This window comes from Kribbella sp. NPDC003557, from assembly GCF_040610805.1.
Lineage (GTDB): Bacteria > Actinomycetota > Actinomycetes > Propionibacteriales > Kribbellaceae > Kribbella.
Window position 1 is genome coordinate 533380 of sequence record NZ_JBEXMY010000007.1, and the last position, 17990, is coordinate 551369.

Below are 17990 nucleotides of genomic sequence, written 5' to 3' on the forward strand. Positions count from 1 at the left end.
ACGAGTGACGTGGATGTAATTCGTTGCGACGGTCAACGGCCGGTCGGGGCTGGGAGCAACGAGCCGGACGATGCCGTTTCAGCCGACGAGGACCTGGCCGGTGGCGATCACGGTGGCGGTCGGGGCGGGGGCTGGGTCGTTGCAGGTGAGGGCCTTGTCGCCGGCCCGGGCCAGGGGTTTGCCGTTGACCAGGACCATCGGGTCGAGGGCGATCAGGGTGCCGCGGTTGTCGGGCTGCCGTGCGAACGTGCCGCCTGCCGGAACGTGCGGCGGCTGGTTCACCGCGACGCTGCCGTGGACCGCGGCCGGCTTGCCCTCGATCAGTACGTCGGTGCTGCAGCCGGACACGATGCGGCCGGTGAACGGCATCGACCGCGGCGTCGGTACCGGGCCGCCCGCGGACGGCACCAGCACGATGTGGACGTCGGTGCCGACGACCTGGTCACCGAGCTTCGCCGCCGGGGCCGGCATCGGCCGGTCCTTCCGTGATACGCGCGCGTCGGCGCGTGGAGGGGCCGCGGCCGGGCAGGGGCGCGGAGTCGACGGACAGGTCGATGGTGGCGGGCGGGCCGGCGATGTCGGTGATCGCGACCGGCGCGACCGGCGCGGTCACCACCAGGTCGAGGAAGGTCCGCGGCCGCAGGCCCAGCGCCGACCAGAGCTCCGGTACGGCGGACGGCGCCTCGGCCCGCCCGATCGCGACGGTGACCGGTCCGCTGACCTGTTCGAGCGTGCCGGTCAGCATGGCGGCCGGGACGGTGGAGTGGTGCGCGACGGCACGCAGTACGCAGCCGAGCAACGTCAGCTCCCGCTCGTAGCCACCGGCCCAGGCGGTCACCAGGTAACACAGCTCGTACTGGCGCTCCGCGGCCCGGCGCCGGATCACCCGGCCGCTCTGGTCGCGATCCTCCGACCAGCCTTGGACGGCCCCTTCCGCGTCGCTCTCCCGGATCAGGTGCAGGAACAGCCCGATGCTCTCGGTCTCGGGGCGTTCGGTGGACCAGGTGTCGGTGGGCGGTTCGGTGCGGATCGTCGTACCGGCCGGCAACTGTTGCCGCAGCAACGTGCCGATCGCCTGCTCCGCCTCGTCCAGCATGCCGACCATCGTCGGTCGTCAGGCCCTCGCCGGGCTGGACGTCAGCGCAGTAGTCCGGGCGGCCGGATTGGCCCGATCAGGCATCCATTCGTGCACCGCCTCTTCTCCCGGCGGATCAGGGTCCCCGCGCACAGTTGCTGCAGGAAAACCCAGTCAGCCAGGAGGTCCGGATGGCGTCGTACCTGTCACCAGGGGTCTATGTCGAGGAAGTCTCGTCCGGCTCGAAGCCGATCGAAGGCGTCGGCACGGCGGTGGCCGCGTTCGTCGGGTTCGCCGAGCGGGGTCCGGTGAACGAGCCGGTCCTCGTCACCAACTGGACCCAGTTCACCCAGACCTTCGGCCAGTTCGTCGAAGGCGCCCTGCTGGCCCACTCGGTCTACGGGTACTTCCTCAACGGCGGCGGCAGCGCGTACGTCGTCCGCGTCGGTGGCGGGCCTGGCGAACTCGAGGGCCCCGCCGGGCAGAACGGCCGCATCGAGCTGCCGAGCCGCGGTCAGGGCAAGCCGCTCGCGCTCCGGCCGGCCGCGGCAGTCCCGGCCGACAGGCCGCTGACCGTCGAGGTCCAGGAGGCCTCCGAGCCCGGCGACGAAACCTTCAAGCTGGTGATCCGCTCAGGCCCGGACGAGGAGGTCTACGACAACGTCAGTACCAAGCGCGGCCCGGCGAACGTCGTCACGGCGCTGCGGAAGTCCCAATGGATCGTCGCCGAGGAGGTCAAAGGCGGTGCGCTCGCGCTGCCGGAGGCCGGCGTACATCCGGTCGCGTTGTCCGAGCCGGTTCCGCGCGCGGCCGGGGCCGAGGATTACATCGGCGACACCGAGGAACGGACCGGGTTCTCCGGGCTCGAGGCCGTCGACGACATCACCATGCTGTGTGTGCCGGACCTCATGACGGCGTACCAGGCCGGCTCGATCGACCTGGACGGTGTGAAGGCCGTACAGCTCGCGATGATCGCGCACTGTGAACTGATGTCCGACCGGGTCGCGATCCTCGACCCGCCACCCGGACTGCGGCCGCAGCAGGTCAAGAACTGGCGGCAGAACGTGGCCGGGTACGACTCGAAGTACGCCGCGCTCTACTGGCCGTGGATCAAGGTCGCCGACCCGCGCTCCGGCAAGCCGCTGCTGATGCCGCCGAGCGGTCACCTGGCAGGTATCTGGGCCCGCAACGACGACACCCGCGGCGTCCACAAGGCCCCGGCCAACGAGGTCGTCCGCGGCGTTCTCGAGCTCGAGTCGTCCCTCACCCGCGGCGACCACGACCAGCTGAACCCGATCGGCGTCAACTGCCTGCGGTTCTTCCCCGGCCAGGGCATCCGGGTCTGGGGCGCGCGGACGTTGTCGAGCGACGCGGAATGGCGCTACCTGAACGTCCGCCGGCTCTTCAACTACCTCGAGAAGTCCATCCTCGGCGGGACCCAGTGGGTCGTCTTCGAGCCGAACGACGAATTCCTCTGGACCTCGGTGGAACGCATGATCAGCATGTTCCTGCGCCGGATCTGGCGCACCGGCGCACTGTTCGGGCGGACGCCGGAAGAAGCGTTCTACGTGAAGTGCGACGCCGAGAACAATCCACCCGAGAGCCGCGACGCCGGCGTACTCACGGTCGACATCGGTGTGGCGCCGGTGAAGCCGGCCGAGTTCGTGGTGTTCCGGTTGTCGCAGTTCGCGCAGGGCACGGAGCTCCAGGAGTGATCGGCGCACCGGGCGCGCCGCCGGTGCGCCTGCTCGATCCGCCGGTCGTCAGCGCACCCCGGTTCTTCGTGATGTGCGAAGGCTGGGCGGCCGGCATCGGCTTCTCCAAACTCGGCGGGTTCGTCTCCGAGGTGGAGTTCCAGGAGTTCTCGTACAACAGCCGGCTGGGCAACGTGCACACCAAGCAGTTCGGCCGCACCAAGGCTCCGACGATCGTGCTCGAACGGGCGGCCGACCGCAACGGCTTCGCCCAGCTGTACGGATGGCACTGCCTGGCCCGGACCAACAACCCGTTGGCGAAGCTTCCGGCCTCGTTCGACATCTGTGACAAGGCCGGTACGCCGGCGATGGCCTGTCTGCTGGAGAACGCGTGGTGCTCGAAGCTCGAGCTCGACGCGATCCAGGCCGGCGGCCCCGCCGTCCTGATGATGCGCGTCACGATCGTCTGCGACGCGATCCTGCAGGTGTGACCGGGACAACCACGACAATCAGGAAAGGACCGGCGAGATGCTCAGCAGTGCACAGACCCAGGCCCAGGTGGTCAGCGCTCCGCGGTTCATCGCGGACTTCCCGACGACGATCGGCCGGATGGCCTTCTCCGAGCTCGGCGGCATCAACTCCAAGGTCGGCAGCGCGGAGTACATCTTCAACGACGCCACCGGGAACACCGTGCACACCAAGCAGTTCGGCAAGACCGATCCGCCGACGATCGTTCTGAAGCGTGCGCTCGACAACGCCGGCAGCGCCGCGCTGCTCGGCTGGCACGCCGCGGCCCGGGGAGGCGATCCGGGCGCCCGGGCGGACGGCACCCTGACGGTCACCGACGCCAGCGGCCGGGAGTCGAAGATCGTGTACGTCGTCACCAGCGCCTGGCTGTCGGAGATCAGCGTGACCTCGATGAAGGCCGGCTCGTCGGACGTCGCGATGATCGAGTGCAAGATCACCTGCGAGTCCATCACCAGTTCCGGGAAGGCATGATGCCGACGGCAACCATCGCCGGCGCCGGGCTGCGGACCGAGTACCCGTTCGTCCTGCCCCGCGGGTTCGTGGACGAGCAGGGGACAGTGCACCGCGACGGCGTGATGCGGCTCGCGACCGCGCGGGACGAGATCGGCACCCAGACCGATCCGCGGGTCCGGCAGAACCCGGCGTACCTGACGGTCCTGCTGCTCGAGCGGACGCTGGTGCGACTGGGAACGCTGCCCGAGGTCGACACCCTCGTCGTCGAGTGCCTGTTCGCCTCGGACCTCGCCTTCCTGCAGGACCTGTACCGGCGGATCAATCAGCACGGTCACACCGAGGTCGACGTCACCTGCCCGTCCTGCGGGCACGGCTACGCCGTCGAGCTCTCGGGTGGTGGCCCGGGGGAAGGCTGACGACGTACCCGACCGACCGCTTGTGGGACGAGATCGTGTACGTCGCCTACTACCTGCACTGGCCGCACGCCGAGATCCTCGACCTGGAACACGCCACCAGGTCCAGGCTGATCGAGGCGATCGGCCGGATCCACAGCGAACCGCACGGTTCCGACGAAAGTTGGAGGTGACGTGAAGCTCCGCATCTTTCGCCGTCGTCGCCCCGAGCGGGCGAGCGGACAGGACTGGACGAGAATCCCGCTGCTGTTCCCGATCACAGACCTGCGTCCGCCGGTCCTTGGTCCGTTGCTGGCCGCGCCACGTGTGGCGGGAACCGAGGACCTGGTCGCGCGGAGGGCGGGACGAGCTGCCCGTACCGTCGAGGAGGTTCGTGGGCTTGTCGTCGGGACGGTGGTGCGGCATGACGTCGCCGCCGAGCCGCTTGCCGAGCGCCGCCCTCGGCGTTCCCGTGGGACGAGTGGGAGCGGCCCGGTCGGCGCGGAGGACGGAGGGGGCTCCGGCCGCGGCAGGCTTGCCGTCGGGAGCTCGCTGGTGGGTGACGCCGCTGTGGCCGGCGGTGAGTTGCCGGAGGCGTCGTTCGCGCCGGAAGTGCTCGAGCTTCGGCGCCGGCGGGTTCAGGTCGCGGTCGAGCCGCGGGACAAATCGTTGCCGTTGACAACTGTGGCGCCGGGCTACGTCGGTGCGCCGCAGGAGCCGGAGCAGCCGTTCCGGAGTATCGGGCAGTTCGAGCGGTTGCTGGCCGAGTACGACGCGGAGGCGAGCCGTCCCGCCGATCCCGTCGACCTGGAGGCTTTCGGCCTGAACGCGCTCGGCGGGTTCCCGTCGGCCGCCGGGCCGCCACCTTTCGGTGGTCCGTCTGCGTCGTGGGAGGCGGACCCCGTTCCGCCGGACGGCCCGGCGGCCGGGGTGGTCCGGCGGAGCACCCTCGCCGAGAGCCGCCGCCAGGGGTTGCGCGCTGCGGCGGTGACACGGCCCGGCGACGGCGCTGCCGACGCCGAGGAGGCGACGGACGACGAGGAAGACCCGGCCTACTTCTCCGGTCCTGAGGACCCAGGCGGGCGTGGGCCGGCAGATACTTCGTCCCAGTCTTTTGCGTCGGATGCGGTTTCACAGGACTGGGCACCTGGTGGCGCGTCGGGTGGTGCCTGGGATGTGGGGCCGGACGTGGGGGACGGCGTGCGGTCGGGGATCGGGTGGGGCGTGACGTCAGACCTGGGGTCGGACGTCGAGTTGGGTCTGGAGTCGGGGGATGCTTCGGGCGTCGAGCCGGATGTGGATCCGAGGGCTGGGGCGGCGGTCGGCGTGGCGTCGTACGTCGGGGTCGTCGGGGCGGTCGATGCGCCGCGGGCTCCGGGACCGGACGGTGTGGCGGAGGGGTGGTCCAGTGGGGTGGCGCCGGGGGGCGACGGGGTGGGCGAGAGGGCGCTGACGAACGGAGGCGCGTCCCCGGCGACATCGCGGGCGATCGCCCTGCAAACAGCGGCAGCGTGGGCCCGGTCGGCGAACGGGGTGCCGGAGCGGACCGTCAGCCGGACTCCGGCGGGGCCTGCGGGCAGCGGCACCGGGGGCGGTGCGGGCGATGGCGCAGACCGCAGTGCAGGCGGGGGCGCAGAGGCGGCCGCAAGTGGTGTCGGTGCAGGTGGTGGTGCGGACGACAGCGCAGACGGCGGCGCAGGCGGCCACGCAGAGGCTGCTGCAGGTGGTGTTGGTGCAGGTGGTGGCGCAGAGACGGCCGCAGGTGGTGTCGGTGCAAGTGGTGGCACAGGCGGTGGCATGGACAGAGGTGCCGGGGGTGGCGTCGACGACGCCGCAGACGGTGGTGTGGGCGGTGGTGCCACCCGTGGCGCGGACGACGGCGTGGGCAGTGGTGCCGGGGGTGGCGTCGACGACGCCGCAGACGGTGGTGTGGGCGGTGGTGCCGCCCGTGGCGCGGAGGACGGCGTGGGCAGTGGTGCCGTCAGTGGTGGATCAGGTGGTGCGGAGAGGGCTGCGGGCCGTGATGCCGGCAGGGCCGCGGGTAGTGGTGCCGATGGTGGTGCTGACGGTGGTGCTGACGGTGGTGCTGACGGTGGTGCTGACGGCGTGGCGCGTGACGGCGGGGGCCGTCGTGCTGACGGTGGCGCGGACCGTCGTGCCGGCGGCGGTGCAGGGCGTGGTGCGGGCGGGGGTGCTGGCGGTGTCGTGAGTGGGGGAGCGGTGTCGGGGACGGCTGGTGGGGTCTGGGCAGGTCGGGTGGGGGATGTTCTTGCGCCGGCCGGTGTCGCGGTGATGGGTGGGGGGACGGATGCGTTCGGGCGGTCCGGTGCCGGGCCGGTGAGCGGTGGAGCGGGCTTGAGGCGTGGGGGGCCTGGCGGTGGGGTGAGGTCGGGGCTGCCGGCGTACGGGTGGCGGCCGGATTCGGTCGGCGCGGTGACGGTCGGTCGTTCGGGAGTTGAGCACTGGCGAGGGAGTCTGCGCGCTCCGGCCGATCGTCGCGATGGGACGCTGGTCGCGTTCCCCACCAGCGCTGATGCCTCGAACAACGCAGCACAGACCACCGCGACTGCTCTGATCCCCTTGATCCATGCGCCCGCCATCTCGGCCCCTGAGGGCGAGCCGTGGTCGGTCGAGCAGGTGACAGACGCTGCGCCGGAGCCGGCACCGGAGCACGGATCGGACGACTGGACGTTGCCGACAGCACCGATCGTGACCGCGGCGCGATGGCCCGACCCCGTACTTCCGCCCGACCTGGCGCCGATCGCGGTGACCGGATCGGTGCACGGCGAGGTCCTGGAGCGGTTGGGCCGGGTGGAGACGCTCGTGGCCGCGCTGCAGGACGACCTCGACGAGGGCGAGCCCGATGCCGATGAGCTGTTCGACCGACTGGTCGGCACCTCCGTCCTGGATCGACTGGTCGAGACGCTCTATCCGGTCCTCCGCGGCCGGTTGCGGGGCGAGTTGCTGATCGAGCGGGAGCGCCGCGGTGCGCTCACCGATCTGAGCTGAGGAGGGCCGTGTGATGCCGTCGTTCCCGTCGGGTGCACTCCGTGTACCGGGCAAAGGTCTCGAGCAGCTCACCGGGCAGGTGGGCATGTCGCACCGGTACGTGATCGAGATCGACAAGTCGGAGTACCAGCTCGGCGCCTGGACCAAGGCCGCCGGGCTCGGCGTCAAGTGGCAGAAGCACACCTACCGGCCGGGCTACGCGAGCTTCGAGACGATTGCTGCAGGCAACATCAGCTACACGGATGTGAGCCTGTCCAGGGCCGCGGGTTCCGACTCGGCGACGGTGCAGCGCTGGCTGGCGTCGGTCACCCTGCGGCGGACGCCGTTGAGCGGCGCCATCTACCTGGTCGACTTCCTCGGTGTCCCGGTGGTGACCTGGGAGCTGCGTGAGTTCTTCCCGATCGGCTGGCGACTGACCGAGTTCGACTCGGCGGGCTCACGACCGGCGGTCGAGACCCTCGAGCTGGCCCATACCGGCTTCCTGGACACCGAGGCGGTGCTGCCGTGAGGATCCCGCGACTGCAGGAGATGTCGAACCCCGGGGCGCTGCTCGGCGCACAGGCACGGACGCGGGACGGGTTCGCGAACAGAGCGCCGGGCTTCGGGATGACGATGTGGTTCAGTGTCGTCGTACCGAGTCTCGATGCCGGCCGGCCGACATCGCTCGGTTCCTGGTCGTCGTGCTCCGGGCTGGACGTGACCTTCACCCCGGAGGGACCTTTCGAGGAAGGCGGCAACTACACGCGGCCGCGCCATCTTCCCGGAAAGATCGGCTACTCCAAGATCACCTTGGAGCGAGCCATGACCGTGGAGGGTACGGCGAAGGTCCGCAAGTGGCTCCAGGACGAGGCCAAAGCGTGGGTGAGGGGCGAGGCCACCGTTCCGGGAACGCGGCCCGCTGTTGTGATCACGCTGTTCAGCGGTATCGGTCCCTCGGCGGTCAAGATCCACACCTGGGAGCTCCAGGAGGCGATCCCGGTCTCCTGGGCGATGCCGTCCTTCTCGACCGCCGGCAGCGGCGGCTTCGCGCTGGAGAAACTCGTCCTGCAGCACAGCGGGTTCCTCGAGACAGGGGTCCTGCCGCCTCACAGCGACCTGGTGCTCACCGATTCCGAGGGCAGGCGGCTGCAGTTCCTGTACAACCCCGCCAAGATCGTGCTGACCAAGTCGCGGAAGGCGGCGACCGCGGCGGACAAGGGCAAGCACACCCAGGTCGTCGATGCCGACCGGCTGTCGATCACCTTGTCCGACCTGCGCCTCGACGGGGCGGAGGAGGTCACCTATGCGACGTCGGTGCTGAACACCTGGATCGAGCTCGCCTGGAAGCGTGGTGCCGCGCCGCGGGCCAGGCAACCCGCGGCAGGTCCGGCCAAACCCGGCGACAAGCCGATCTGCGGGTCCTGCCAGCAGACATTGAGCCCCTCGACGGACAAGACGCCCGGGCTTCCGCGGGCCCTGCGGGTGGTCTGGGGCCAGCACGGCGGCGGGATGCCGAGCACCATGGTGCTGAAGAAATTCGATCTCACCCTGACCAGGTTCACCGCGGACGGTGATCCGTCGCGGGCCTCGGTCGCGCTGACGCTGCAGGACTACGTCGACACCGCGCCGCTGGTCAGGTCCGCCTCGCTGACCCTCGGGTCGCGCCCCGCTCCGCCCACGTCGACTCCGGCGACGGGTGGGTCCCACGCGGAGGACAGCCTGCGGTCCAAGGGAGGTGGGTGATGACGGCCGCGGCGTGGACCGAGGTCGAGATCGCGCCGGTCGTGTACGTCGGCCCGGCCCGGCGACCACTCGACGCCGACCTGGCCGGCACCGTCGTACGCACGCTCGTCGACCAGGCGCTAGGACTGCCGGGGATGTTCGAGCTCGCCTTCGCGGCCGGTGAGCGCACCGACGAACTGCTCTCGGTGCTGGGCATCGGGACCGAGGTCGCCATCGCGGCCGCGTCCCCGGAGCGACCTGGGGATCCGCGGCTGCTGATCGGCGGCGAGGTGACGACCGTCCAAGCGGAGTACGGCGCGATGGCTGTGCTGGTCGTTCGTGGCTACACCGCGGAGCACCGGCTGCAGCGGGTCCGCCGTACCCGGACGTTCGTCAACATGTCGGACAGCGACATAGCGGTGAAGGTGGCCCGGGAGGCGGGCCTGACGGTGGGGGCGGTGACCGTGACGCGTGCCGTCCACGAGCACGTCGGCCAGCTGAACCAGACCGACTGGGAGTTTCTGTCCGGACGCGCGGCCCTCCTCGGGCTCGAGGTCGGCGTCGACGACGGCGAGTTCTTCTTCGGGCAGCGGCCCGCCGGTGCGCCTTGTCCGCTGCGGATGTGGGACAACCTGCTGGCCTTCGCGCCGCGGCTCAGTGCGGCGGGGCTGACGACGGAGGTCGAGGTACGCGCCTGGGATCCGCTCGCGGCGACGGTCGTCGTCGAGCGGGCCGGCGTCGCCGCCGCAGACACCGCTGTCGGGCTCGACCCGCACCAGGCAGTTGCCAGAAGCAACGGATCACCACCTCCGCCCGCGCCTCCCGCGGCCCGGCCCGGCGCGGGACGCCTGGGCCCGATGCCCTCGACCACGGCGACCGTCGTCGGCGATCAGCCGCGCGCCGACCGGTCGGCGGTCCGGGAACTGGCGACCGGGCTGGCGCAGCGGGTGGCGGACTCGTTCGCCGACGCGGTCGGAGAGTCCGTGGGCGATCCGTGGCTGTCCGCCGGACGCATTGTCGAGGTCTCCGGCGTCGTGCGGCCGTTCGCCGGTCGCTGGCTGGTCACGCGTGCGCGCCACGAGCTGGTCGACGGACGGTACCGGACGACGTTCGAGGCGACCGGACGGCAGGACAGGTCGCTGTTCGGCCTGGCCGGTCCGCGAGCGGACCGCCGGGACCGTGTGCCAGGTGTCGTGTGCGGAATCGTGAGCAACAATCTCGACCCGTTGGGGAAGAGCCGGGTCAAGGTGATCCTGCCGTGGCTCTCGCCGGACTACGAGTCGGGCTGGGCGGTTGTCGCTCAACCCGCGGCGGGTGAGCACAGCGGAGTCGTGCTTCTGCCCGAAGTGGGCGACGAGGTGCTGGTGGCGTTCGAGTTCGGTGACCTGCAACGGCCTTATGTACTCGGTGGGGTCGTCAACAACCGCAGTACCTACAGCCTCGGCGCTCCGCCAGTAGTGGCCAGGGGCAACAATGCGTCGGTCCGGTGGCGCGGACTGGTGACTCCTTCCGGCTCCCGGTTGGCGTTCCATGACGACGTCCCTGCCCCGGGACGGGTCGAGCAGGCCGAGATCATGCTCGGCAGCGCCGACGAGAACCTGACTCTGCGGATCGACCAGGTGGCCGGCGCGATCGCCCTGCGATGCCTCCCCGGTCAGGCCACCCGGCCGGGCGAGAAGGGCCGGATCGTCATCGAATGCGGCCCGGGCGGCGCGATCGACGTGGTGGCAGGCGCCGGCGGTGCCGTGACCATCGACGGCGGCGGTGAGCTCACCTTGAAGGCGCAGCAGCTGAATCTCCAGGGCACCCGGATCAGCGTCAACGGCAGCGGCCCGGTGGAGCTCAAGGGCAAGCCGATCAAGCTCAACTGATCCGGAGGTGACCATGACGATCGAGGCGGTGACAGGACTCGGGTTCCCGCTCGCGTGGACCGCGGGGGCGACGGCCGTCGCGCGCGGGACCGCGAAGCTCGAGCAGAGCATGCGGCTGGTCCTGCTCACATACCCGGGCGAACGGGTGATGCGGCCGGACTTCGGCTGCCGGCTGCGGGACTTCGTCTTCGACAGCGTCACACCCGCGACCGAGGTCTGGGTCGCCGACGAGGTGCGTCGCGCGCTCGCACTGTGCGAGCCCCGCGTGACGGTCGAGTCCGTCGACGTCGTACCCGACGACACGGCCGACGGCGTCGTGCGGCTCGTCATCGGTTATCGTCCGCTCGGCGCCGACGGCGAGGCGACGATGGTGGTCGACCTCCGTACCGATCGGGACGCCTCGGCTGGAGGTGCCGGCTGATGGCACTCCCGGCGCCCAATCTCGACGACCGGCGGTACGACGACCTGCTGGCCGACGCACTGGACCTGGTCCGCCGCTCGTGCCCGGGGTGGACCGACACCAGTCCGTCGGACCTCGGTGTGACGCTGCTCGAGGCGTACGCCTTCCTCACCGACGGCCTGTTCCGGCGCCTGAACCAGGTGCCGGAGCGGCTCCGGCTGAAGTTCTTCGACCTGATCGGCCTCCGCCTGGTGCCGCCGGCGCCGGCCGTCGTGCCGGTCACCTTCTGGCTGTCGGCGCCGGCCCGGTCCGCCCTGACTGTTGCCCAGGGCACCGAGGTCGGAACGCTCCGGACCGAGACCGTGCCGTCGATCGTGTTCTCCACCCGTAGCGAGCTGGTGATCGCGTCCTGCGAGGTCACGAAGGTGCTGACCCGCTCGGCGGAGGCCACGGCGCCGGCCGAACCGGACGGTGACGTCTTCTGCGCGTTCTCCGATCCGCCCGTGCCGGGCGACGAGCTCCTGATCGGACTGGACTGCGCGGTGCCGTCCGTCGCCGTACAGCTGGACTACGCCGGGCAGACGGAAGGGCTCGGGATCGATCCTGAGCATCCGCCACTGCGGTGGGAGGCGTGGACCGGCTCGGACTGGAGCAGCTGCGATGTCGACCGGGACGAGACTGGCGGGCTGAACTGTTCCGGATCGCTTGTGCTCCACGTACCGGACACGCACCAGAGCAGCGTCATCGGTGGCGTTTCGGCCGGTTGGCTGCGAGCTCGTGTCGTGGCGACGGACGACGGACGGGCGGCCTACACCGCGACGCCACGGGTACGTCGGTTCGACGCCGCCAGCGTCGGTGGGACGACGGACACCGCGAACGCGGAGCTGGTCCGCGACGAGGTCCTCGGGACGTCGGAGGGAGTGCCGGGGCAGGTGTTCGGCGTCGGCTCGGCCCCGGTCCTCGCCGGACTCGGCGATCCGGTGGTCGAGGTCAGCTCCGAGGAGGGCTGGCAGGTGTGGACCGCCGTCGACGACTTCGCCGGCAGCGGTCCCGACGACCGGCATTTCCGGCTGGACCCGGTTCCGGGGGAGATCTCGTTCGGGCCCGCGGTCCGGCTGGCCGACGGAGGCCTGCGGCGGTACGGCGCGGTTCCGGCGCACGGTGAAACGATCCGGATCCGTGGCTACGCGACCGGTGGCGGCCTGCGGGGCAACGTCCCGGCGGCCGCGATCGCCACGCTGAAATCGTCGATCCCGTTCGTGTCCGCGGTCGAGAACCGGACGGCCGCGAGGGGCGGCACCGACGGGGAGACGATCGCCGAGGCCACCCGCCGCGCGCCGATCCTGCTCCGCACCCGCGGCCGGGCCGTCACCGCGGAGGACTACGAGGCGCTCGCACGCGAGGCGGTCCCCGAGGCCGCGCGCATCCGCTGCATCACCGGCGGCGACGACTCGACGCCGGCCGGCACCGTACGGGTGCTCGTCGTCCCGTCGGCGGCCCAGCGGGACGGTGTGATCACCTTCGCGGATCTCGTACCGCCCGTCCCGTTGCTCGAGCGGCTCGCGGCACGGCTCGAGCAGGTCCGGCTGGTCGGCGCGCGCGTGTCGGTGGAGCCCCCGCGATATCGCGGGATCACCGTCGTGGCGCGCCTGGTGGCGCGGCCGCGGGTCGACCGGGATCGCGTGCGGCGAGACGCGCTGGCCGCGCTGTACCGGTTCCTGAATCCGTTGCCCGGCGGCGGGTTCAGCGGTGCGGGGTGGGAGTTCGGGCGGCCGGTGCGCTCCGGCGACGTGTACGCCGTACTGCACGAAGTGGGGGGCATCGAGGCGGTCGAGGAGATCCGGCTCTTCAGCGCGAACCCGGTGACCGGGGAGCGCGGGGCCGAGCAGAACCGGGTCGAGCTGGAGCGCAACAGCCTGGTGTTCTCGTTCGAGCATCTGGTGAAGGTCGAGGACCACTGATGCTGATCTGCGGCGAATGCGGCCATCACAACGAGGACCGGGACACGTTCTGTGGCTCGTGCGGCACGTTCCTGGAGTGGAACGCCGAGCGGGTCGCGCCGGCGCCGGTCGCGACCCCGGAACAACTGGAGCCACTACCGCGCAAGGCCGGCCTACTCACCAGGATCCACCGCGCTGCCCTCGAACTGGCCGGCGGAACCGCCCTCGACGCACCCCAACCCACCCCCACCGACAACACCCCACCACCCCCACCCGGCCGCGCGGCTCCACCGCCCCCACCTCCACCCGGCCGCGCAGCCCCACCGCCACCCCCACCACCTCCGCCGCCCGGAGGCGCGCCCCCGCCGCCCCCGCCACCTCCACCGCGCGGTGGCGTGGCCCCGCCGCTCCCACCATCGGTCAGCGCGGCCTTGCCGTCCGCACCAACCGGCGGTGCGGCCCCGCCGCCACCGCCACCCCCATCACGCGGTGGTGCGGCCCTGCCGCTTCCACCATCGGTCAGCGCGGCCTTGCCGTCTGCATCAACCGGCGGTGCGGCCCCGCCGCCACCTGCTCCGCCCGGTCATGCGGCTCCGCCGGCGCCACCGAGCAGTCCGGCCCAGCCCGCATCTTCATCCAGGGCCACGGCTCCGCCACCTCCTCCATCCGGCCCTGCGGCGCCGCCACCGCCCTCGTCCGATCGGGCGATTCCGCCCGCGCCATCGGCACGTCTCGCGGTCGGTCATGCGGCTGCGCTGCCCTCACCAGCCGGCAGTGAGGCCCCGTCAACGGCCTCCTCCGGTGGGGCGGTTCCTCCGGCGCCGTCAGCACGTCCTGCGCCGGAACATGCGGCGTCGGCGGCAGCCCGCGGATCGTCGGACGGGGAGGCGACGCTCGCGGCCAAGCTGGTCGCTCCGGTGGTCGAGCACGACCAGCCGCCGGAGGTGGAACCGCAGCAGGCCAAGCCGCGCCCGGCCGCGGTACGGCAGACCCGCCCGGCCGCCAAGCTCCGGCCGGGCGACCGTGTCTGCGGTGAGTGCGGTGAAGGCAACCTGCCCACCCGCAAGTTCTGCGGCCGCTGCGGCGAGTCGCTCGCCTCGGCGACCGTCGTGAAGATCCCGTGGTGGCGACGCCTCCGACGACGACGCGGACCGCGAACCGCAGCGGCAGGAGCGCGCCCGGGCCGCCCCGGCGACAGTCGCGGCAAGCAAGCACTCAGAACAACCCTGCGCCGCGCACGAACCGCTATCACTGTGCTGCTCGTGACCTTCACAGTGCTGAGCGGCTTCTACCCGCCTCTGAGGTCGTACGTCGTCCAGCAGGCGTCCACCGCCAAGCAGAAGCTCCGCGGACTGGCCGATTCCGCTCTCGCGCCCGTTCGCCCTGCCACGGTGCAGGGCAGCAAGAGCGTCGCCGGGCACCCGCCGAAGGCGGCCTTCGACACCTACACCAACACAGCCTGGATGGCACCGTGGAACGAGAAGTCCCCGCCCACGCTGACCGTCCAGCTCGATCACGCGGTGGCGTTGCGGAAGCTCATCGTCAGCAACGGCGACCCGAAGAACTTCGCCGGCACCATCCGCCCCGCGACGGTGGAGCTGTCCTACTCCAACGAGAAGACCGAGCTCATCACCCTCGGCGACAGTCCGGAGCCGCAGCAGATCGCCTTGCACGACGCGATCGGGGTCGACAAGTTCACGATCAAGGTCGTCACGGTCTATCCGGCGCAAGACGCCCGCAATCTCGCGGTGTCCGAGATCGAACTGTTCGGCATCGGGTGAGCGCGAGGAGGGTGACGACATGAGAGGTACGACGACCGAGCTGGAGACCCCGTACCCACTCGGGTCCCTGCTGCCGGCTGTTCTGCAGGAGGACGAACTGCTGATGCGCTTCACCGCGGCGGTGGACCTGCTGCTGGCTCCGGCGATCAACACCGTCGACTGCCTGGCCGCGTACGTGGACCCAGGCCTGGCACCTCCCGACCACCTCGGCTGGCTGGCCGGGTGGGTCGGGGCGGAGCTGAACGAGACCTGGCCGCTCGAGACGCAACGTGCGGCGATTCAGCAGGCCGTCCACCTGCATCGCGGTCGTGGCACGGTGGAAGGAATGCGGCTGCAGCTTGCCCTGGTGCTGGGCGCCGACGTCCGTATCACCGACAGCGGCGGCGTGACCTGGTCGGTGGAACCTGTCGACGATCTGGCTGACGATCGGCCGGCGCTGGTCGAAGTAGTTGCTCGAAGCAACTCTCTGAGGGTGGCGGAGGTGGAGGCCGCGGTCGACGCCGCGAAGCCTGCGCATGTGGCGCACAGTGTGCGGGTCGAGTCGGTCAGCGGCGGGATGTGAAGTCCGGTGGCTGGTAGCTCGCCGGGACGACCAGGACGGGGGCCTGGGCGCGGATCGCCGTGCCGTCGACGGTGGCGATCACGGGCCAGGTTCCGGTGCCCGTTTGGGGGAACACGATCAGCGGAGTCGTCCATCGTCCGTCGGGGCCGGTGACGGCTTTGGCCGACAGGTGGCTTCCGGGGGTTGTCGCGGTGAGGGTGATCGGACGGCCGGGTGGGAAGTTCTGGCCGGTCACGGTCGTTACGCGGTTGGCTCGGACGACTGCCGGGTTCACGACGACGAGCGGTTGCGCGGCCTGTGCGGTGAGCGGGATCAGGCGCGTGTACGCCGGGTCTGTCGCCGTGATCGCGAGTACGCCGGATCGCTGCCCTGGGAGCTGTGGCGTCGCCTGGACGTCCGCGCTGCACGCCCCACCGGGCTCCAGCCGGCGCTGGGTGCACTTGGTCCGGACGACGGCGAAGTCACCGGGGATGAAGCGCGGTCCGTCGAGTACGGCGATGGCGGCGACGGTGATCGGGATCGTGGCGGCGTTGCGGATCTGCACCGTTCGCTGACCGATCGGGACGAGCGCCGGCTGATCGCCGCCGAAGTCCAGAGGTTCCGGCGTGACCACCAGACCACCTTGCGACCCAGACCCAGACCCAGGCCCAGAACCAGGCCCGGGCCCAGGCGCGGTTGGCGGCCCGGTCGGTGACACGGTCGGGCCAGCTTCGGCGGCCCCGGTCAGCGGAACATCTGTCACCGTGCCGTCGCGCTGCTCGACCCGCAGTACGGCCTGCTTGGGGCCGCTCGAGCCGGGCCGGAAGTCGACCGTGACGACGCAGGTCTCGCTGCCGTGCAGCGTGGCCCCGACACAGTTCTCGGCGGCGCCGGTCTGGAAGCCGGCATCCCCGGACACGTAGATCTTGGTGATGGTGAGCGGGCCGAATCCCGAATGCGCGACGACGATCGCCCGGGTCGCCGTACCGCTCACCGGGACAGTGCCGAAGGCGGTCGGTGCAGCAATGACGCGCGGCTGGAAGATACGGACGAACGCCGATCCCGCGCAGCAGTTCGGAGACACCAGATCATCGCCCGCGCTGGTGAAGACCAGGACGGACCCGTCGGCGGACAACCCGGGTGACGTGCTGGGTCCTTCCGCCGGGCACACGGTTTTGGCACAGCCCGAGGCAGCCGGGGAGCCGAGGTCGCCGGTGAGCCGCGGCAGACCAGCTTTGTCCCGGGCGGCGTCGACCGTCAGGTCCCGCAGCACGATCGCGGTCGGGCCCGAGCCGGGCGAATCGCCGTACAAGTCGGTCGCCGAGCTCTCGAAGGCGAGGTAGCGCCCGTCGGCCGAGAGCGTCGGCGCGCGCCCTTCGGCGGGTTGCCCGGAGCTGTCGCGGGACGCGATCGAGGAGGTCACCGGCGCATCGGGTCCCGGGCCGAGCCGGCCGGATCCGGCCGGGTCGCGATCGACGACGACCGTGACCGGCGGGACGCCCGGCTCGGGTGTGTGCTCGTACGCGATCAGGCGTCCGGAGCCGGAGATCGCCGGGTGTTCCGCCGTACCGGAGAGGTTTCCGTCGGGGAGGTAGTCGACGCGCGTGGTCTGTTCGCTTTCCAGGTCGAAGACCTGGACCGACCCGGCCGTACAGGCGAGCAAGGCTGGACAGACGCCTGTCGTGAACGCGACCTGGGATCCATCCGCGGAAACTCGCGGCGCGCCCGGGCTGCCCTCGAGCTCCGGGTAACGGAACCCGGCCGGGTCCGGAGTCAGCGGGCGCCCCTGCGGGTCGAGCACCACCCGGGTGACGGCGATGCGCGCGTCGGTCGCTCCCGGCTGCTGGTCCCGCCAGGCGACAGTCGTCCCCGCGGCGGACAGTGTCGGGTCGGAGCCTGCCGCGACATTCGCACCGGCCGGCGGCGGGCCGAGGTAGAGGTAGCCGAAGTCCATCACCCCGTCCGGCCCGAGCTCGTCGAACACGCCGTCGTCGTCCGGGTCGCGGTCGCAGATCACGACCCGGCGGAGCGGCCGCCCGAACCCGTCGCGCAGGTTCCCGGCGACGCTCTCGAACGCGACGTACCGCCCGGTCGCCGAGATCGACGGGTGGATGCTGTCGCCGTCGCCCCCGGTCTCCGCGCCGGCGGCCGTTCGGACCGGCACCGCAGAGCCCCGCGATGCGAGGTACGTCGTGGGCAACGCCCGGCTGATCAGCACGGTGTGCGCGGGCGACCGCCGATCACGGACATAGACGTTGTACGGGGAGCCCGGGGCAACCACCGGATCGAGCGCCGCGCGGGACTCGAACGCGACCTGCGTGCCGTCGGCCGACACCGCCGGCGAGCTCGCCGCGCCGGCCGAACCGTTGCCGGCCGCACCTACCGACGCGACCTCGGTGCGGCCCGGTGAGTCAGCCACCGCGGACGGAGCCGTCACGGCGGCGGTCACGGAGGCGGTCAACAGGATCCCGGTCGACGCCAGGGCGATCCGACGGCGCACAGCGGACTCCCCTCGCTCGGACCCGCCTTGATCGTAGGTTCGGCCCGCGGCCGGTGGATGCCCGTTCGCCGGAGCCAACGGGCGGTGTGCGCGGCCCGATCGGGC

Annotated in this window: 17 protein-coding genes; 14 read left to right on the forward strand and 3 right to left on the reverse strand. The window is 71.4% G+C overall.

The annotated features are described in order from the left end of the window. Nucleotides 1-78: 78 nt before the first annotated feature. The gene (locus tag ABZW60_RS30915) at nt 79-471 is read right to left on the reverse strand and encodes a PAAR domain-containing protein (protein ID WP_355482755.1); all 393 of its coding nucleotides are present in this window, start codon (nt 469-471) and stop codon (nt 79-81) included. Then, nucleotides 443-1096, reverse strand: coding sequence for a Pvc16 family protein (locus tag ABZW60_RS30920; protein WP_355482757.1), 654 nt, complete (start codon nt 1094-1096; stop codon nt 443-445). Before ABZW60_RS30920 ends, ABZW60_RS30915 begins: the two co-directional genes overlap by 29 nt. Nucleotides 1097-1266: 170 nt before the next feature. On the opposite strand from ABZW60_RS30920, the gene ABZW60_RS30925 reads away from it, so the two are divergent. From ABZW60_RS30925 to ABZW60_RS30990, 14 genes are all read left to right on the forward strand, one after another. After that, on the forward strand, nt 1267-2790 hold the full coding sequence (locus ABZW60_RS30925) for a phage tail sheath family protein (RefSeq protein WP_355482758.1): 1524 nt from the start codon (nt 1267-1269) through the stop codon (nt 2788-2790). Continuing rightward, nucleotides 2787-3260 carry a phage tail protein gene (locus ABZW60_RS30930; RefSeq protein WP_355482759.1) on the forward strand — a complete coding sequence of 158 codons (474 nt, stop codon included), beginning with the start codon at nt 2787-2789 and terminating at the stop codon, nt 3258-3260. The genes ABZW60_RS30925 and ABZW60_RS30930 overlap by 4 nt, the downstream gene beginning before the upstream one ends. Before the next feature lie 37 nt (nt 3261-3297). Then, a complete protein-coding gene (locus ABZW60_RS30935; protein WP_355482761.1) occupies nt 3298-3768 on the forward strand; it encodes a phage tail protein in 471 nt (156 codons plus the stop codon). Further along, on the forward strand, nt 3768-4166 hold the full coding sequence (locus ABZW60_RS30940) for a hypothetical protein (RefSeq protein ID WP_355482763.1): 399 nt from the start codon (nt 3768-3770) through the stop codon (nt 4164-4166). The genes ABZW60_RS30935 and ABZW60_RS30940 overlap by 1 nt, the downstream gene beginning before the upstream one ends. Further along, the gene (locus ABZW60_RS30945; RefSeq protein ID WP_355483013.1) at nt 4163-4336 is read left to right on the forward strand and encodes a DUF6760 family protein; all 174 of its coding nucleotides are present in this window, start codon (nt 4163-4165) and stop codon (nt 4334-4336) included. Before ABZW60_RS30940 ends, ABZW60_RS30945 begins: the two co-directional genes overlap by 4 nt. Nucleotides 4337-5745: 1409 nt before the next feature. Further along, nucleotides 5746-6351, forward strand: a complete 606-nt coding sequence (locus ABZW60_RS30950) for a hypothetical protein (RefSeq protein WP_355482765.1) — start codon at nt 5746-5748, stop codon at nt 6349-6351. A gap of 428 nt (nt 6352-6779) precedes the next feature. After that, entirely contained in the window at nt 6780-7151 is a 372-nt protein-coding gene (locus tag ABZW60_RS30955; RefSeq protein WP_355482767.1) for a hypothetical protein, read from the forward strand. A 13-nt stretch (nt 7152-7164) separates the two neighbouring features. Next, entirely contained in the window at nt 7165-7659 is a 495-nt protein-coding gene (locus ABZW60_RS30960; RefSeq protein ID WP_355483015.1) for a phage tail protein, read from the forward strand. Beyond that, nucleotides 7656-8873, forward strand: coding sequence for a phage tail protein (locus ABZW60_RS30965; protein WP_355482769.1), 1218 nt, complete (start codon nt 7656-7658; stop codon nt 8871-8873). Before ABZW60_RS30960 ends, ABZW60_RS30965 begins: the two co-directional genes overlap by 4 nt. Next, on the forward strand, nt 8873-10723 hold the full coding sequence (locus ABZW60_RS30970; protein ID WP_355482771.1) for a phage baseplate assembly protein V: 1851 nt from the start codon (nt 8873-8875) through the stop codon (nt 10721-10723). Before ABZW60_RS30965 ends, ABZW60_RS30970 begins: the two co-directional genes overlap by 1 nt. 13 nt (nt 10724-10736) lie before the next feature. After that, nucleotides 10737-11144: a GPW/gp25 family protein gene (locus ABZW60_RS30975; protein WP_355482773.1), complete on the forward strand. Its 408-nt coding sequence runs from the start codon at nt 10737-10739 to the stop codon at nt 11142-11144. Further along, nucleotides 11144-13084, forward strand: a complete 1941-nt coding sequence (locus ABZW60_RS30980; protein WP_355482774.1) for a putative baseplate assembly protein — start codon at nt 11144-11146, stop codon at nt 13082-13084. Before ABZW60_RS30975 ends, ABZW60_RS30980 begins: the two co-directional genes overlap by 1 nt. A gap of 896 nt (nt 13085-13980) precedes the next feature. Next, nucleotides 13981-14844 (forward strand): discoidin domain-containing protein, encoded by an 864-nt coding sequence (locus ABZW60_RS30985; RefSeq protein ID WP_355482776.1) that lies wholly within the window; start codon nt 13981-13983, stop codon nt 14842-14844. Nucleotides 14845-14863: 19 nt separating this feature from the next. Beyond that, complete coding sequence (locus ABZW60_RS30990) at nt 14864-15406, forward strand: phage tail protein (RefSeq protein ID WP_355482777.1); 543 nt, start codon at nt 14864-14866, stop codon at nt 15404-15406. On the opposite strand, the gene ABZW60_RS30995 is transcribed toward ABZW60_RS30990, so the two are convergent. Further along, nucleotides 15390-17885 (reverse strand): choice-of-anchor D domain-containing protein, encoded by a 2496-nt coding sequence (locus ABZW60_RS30995; protein WP_355482779.1) that lies wholly within the window; start codon nt 17883-17885, stop codon nt 15390-15392. The genes ABZW60_RS30990 and ABZW60_RS30995 overlap by 17 nt on opposite strands. Nucleotides 17886-17990: the final 105 nt, after the last annotated feature.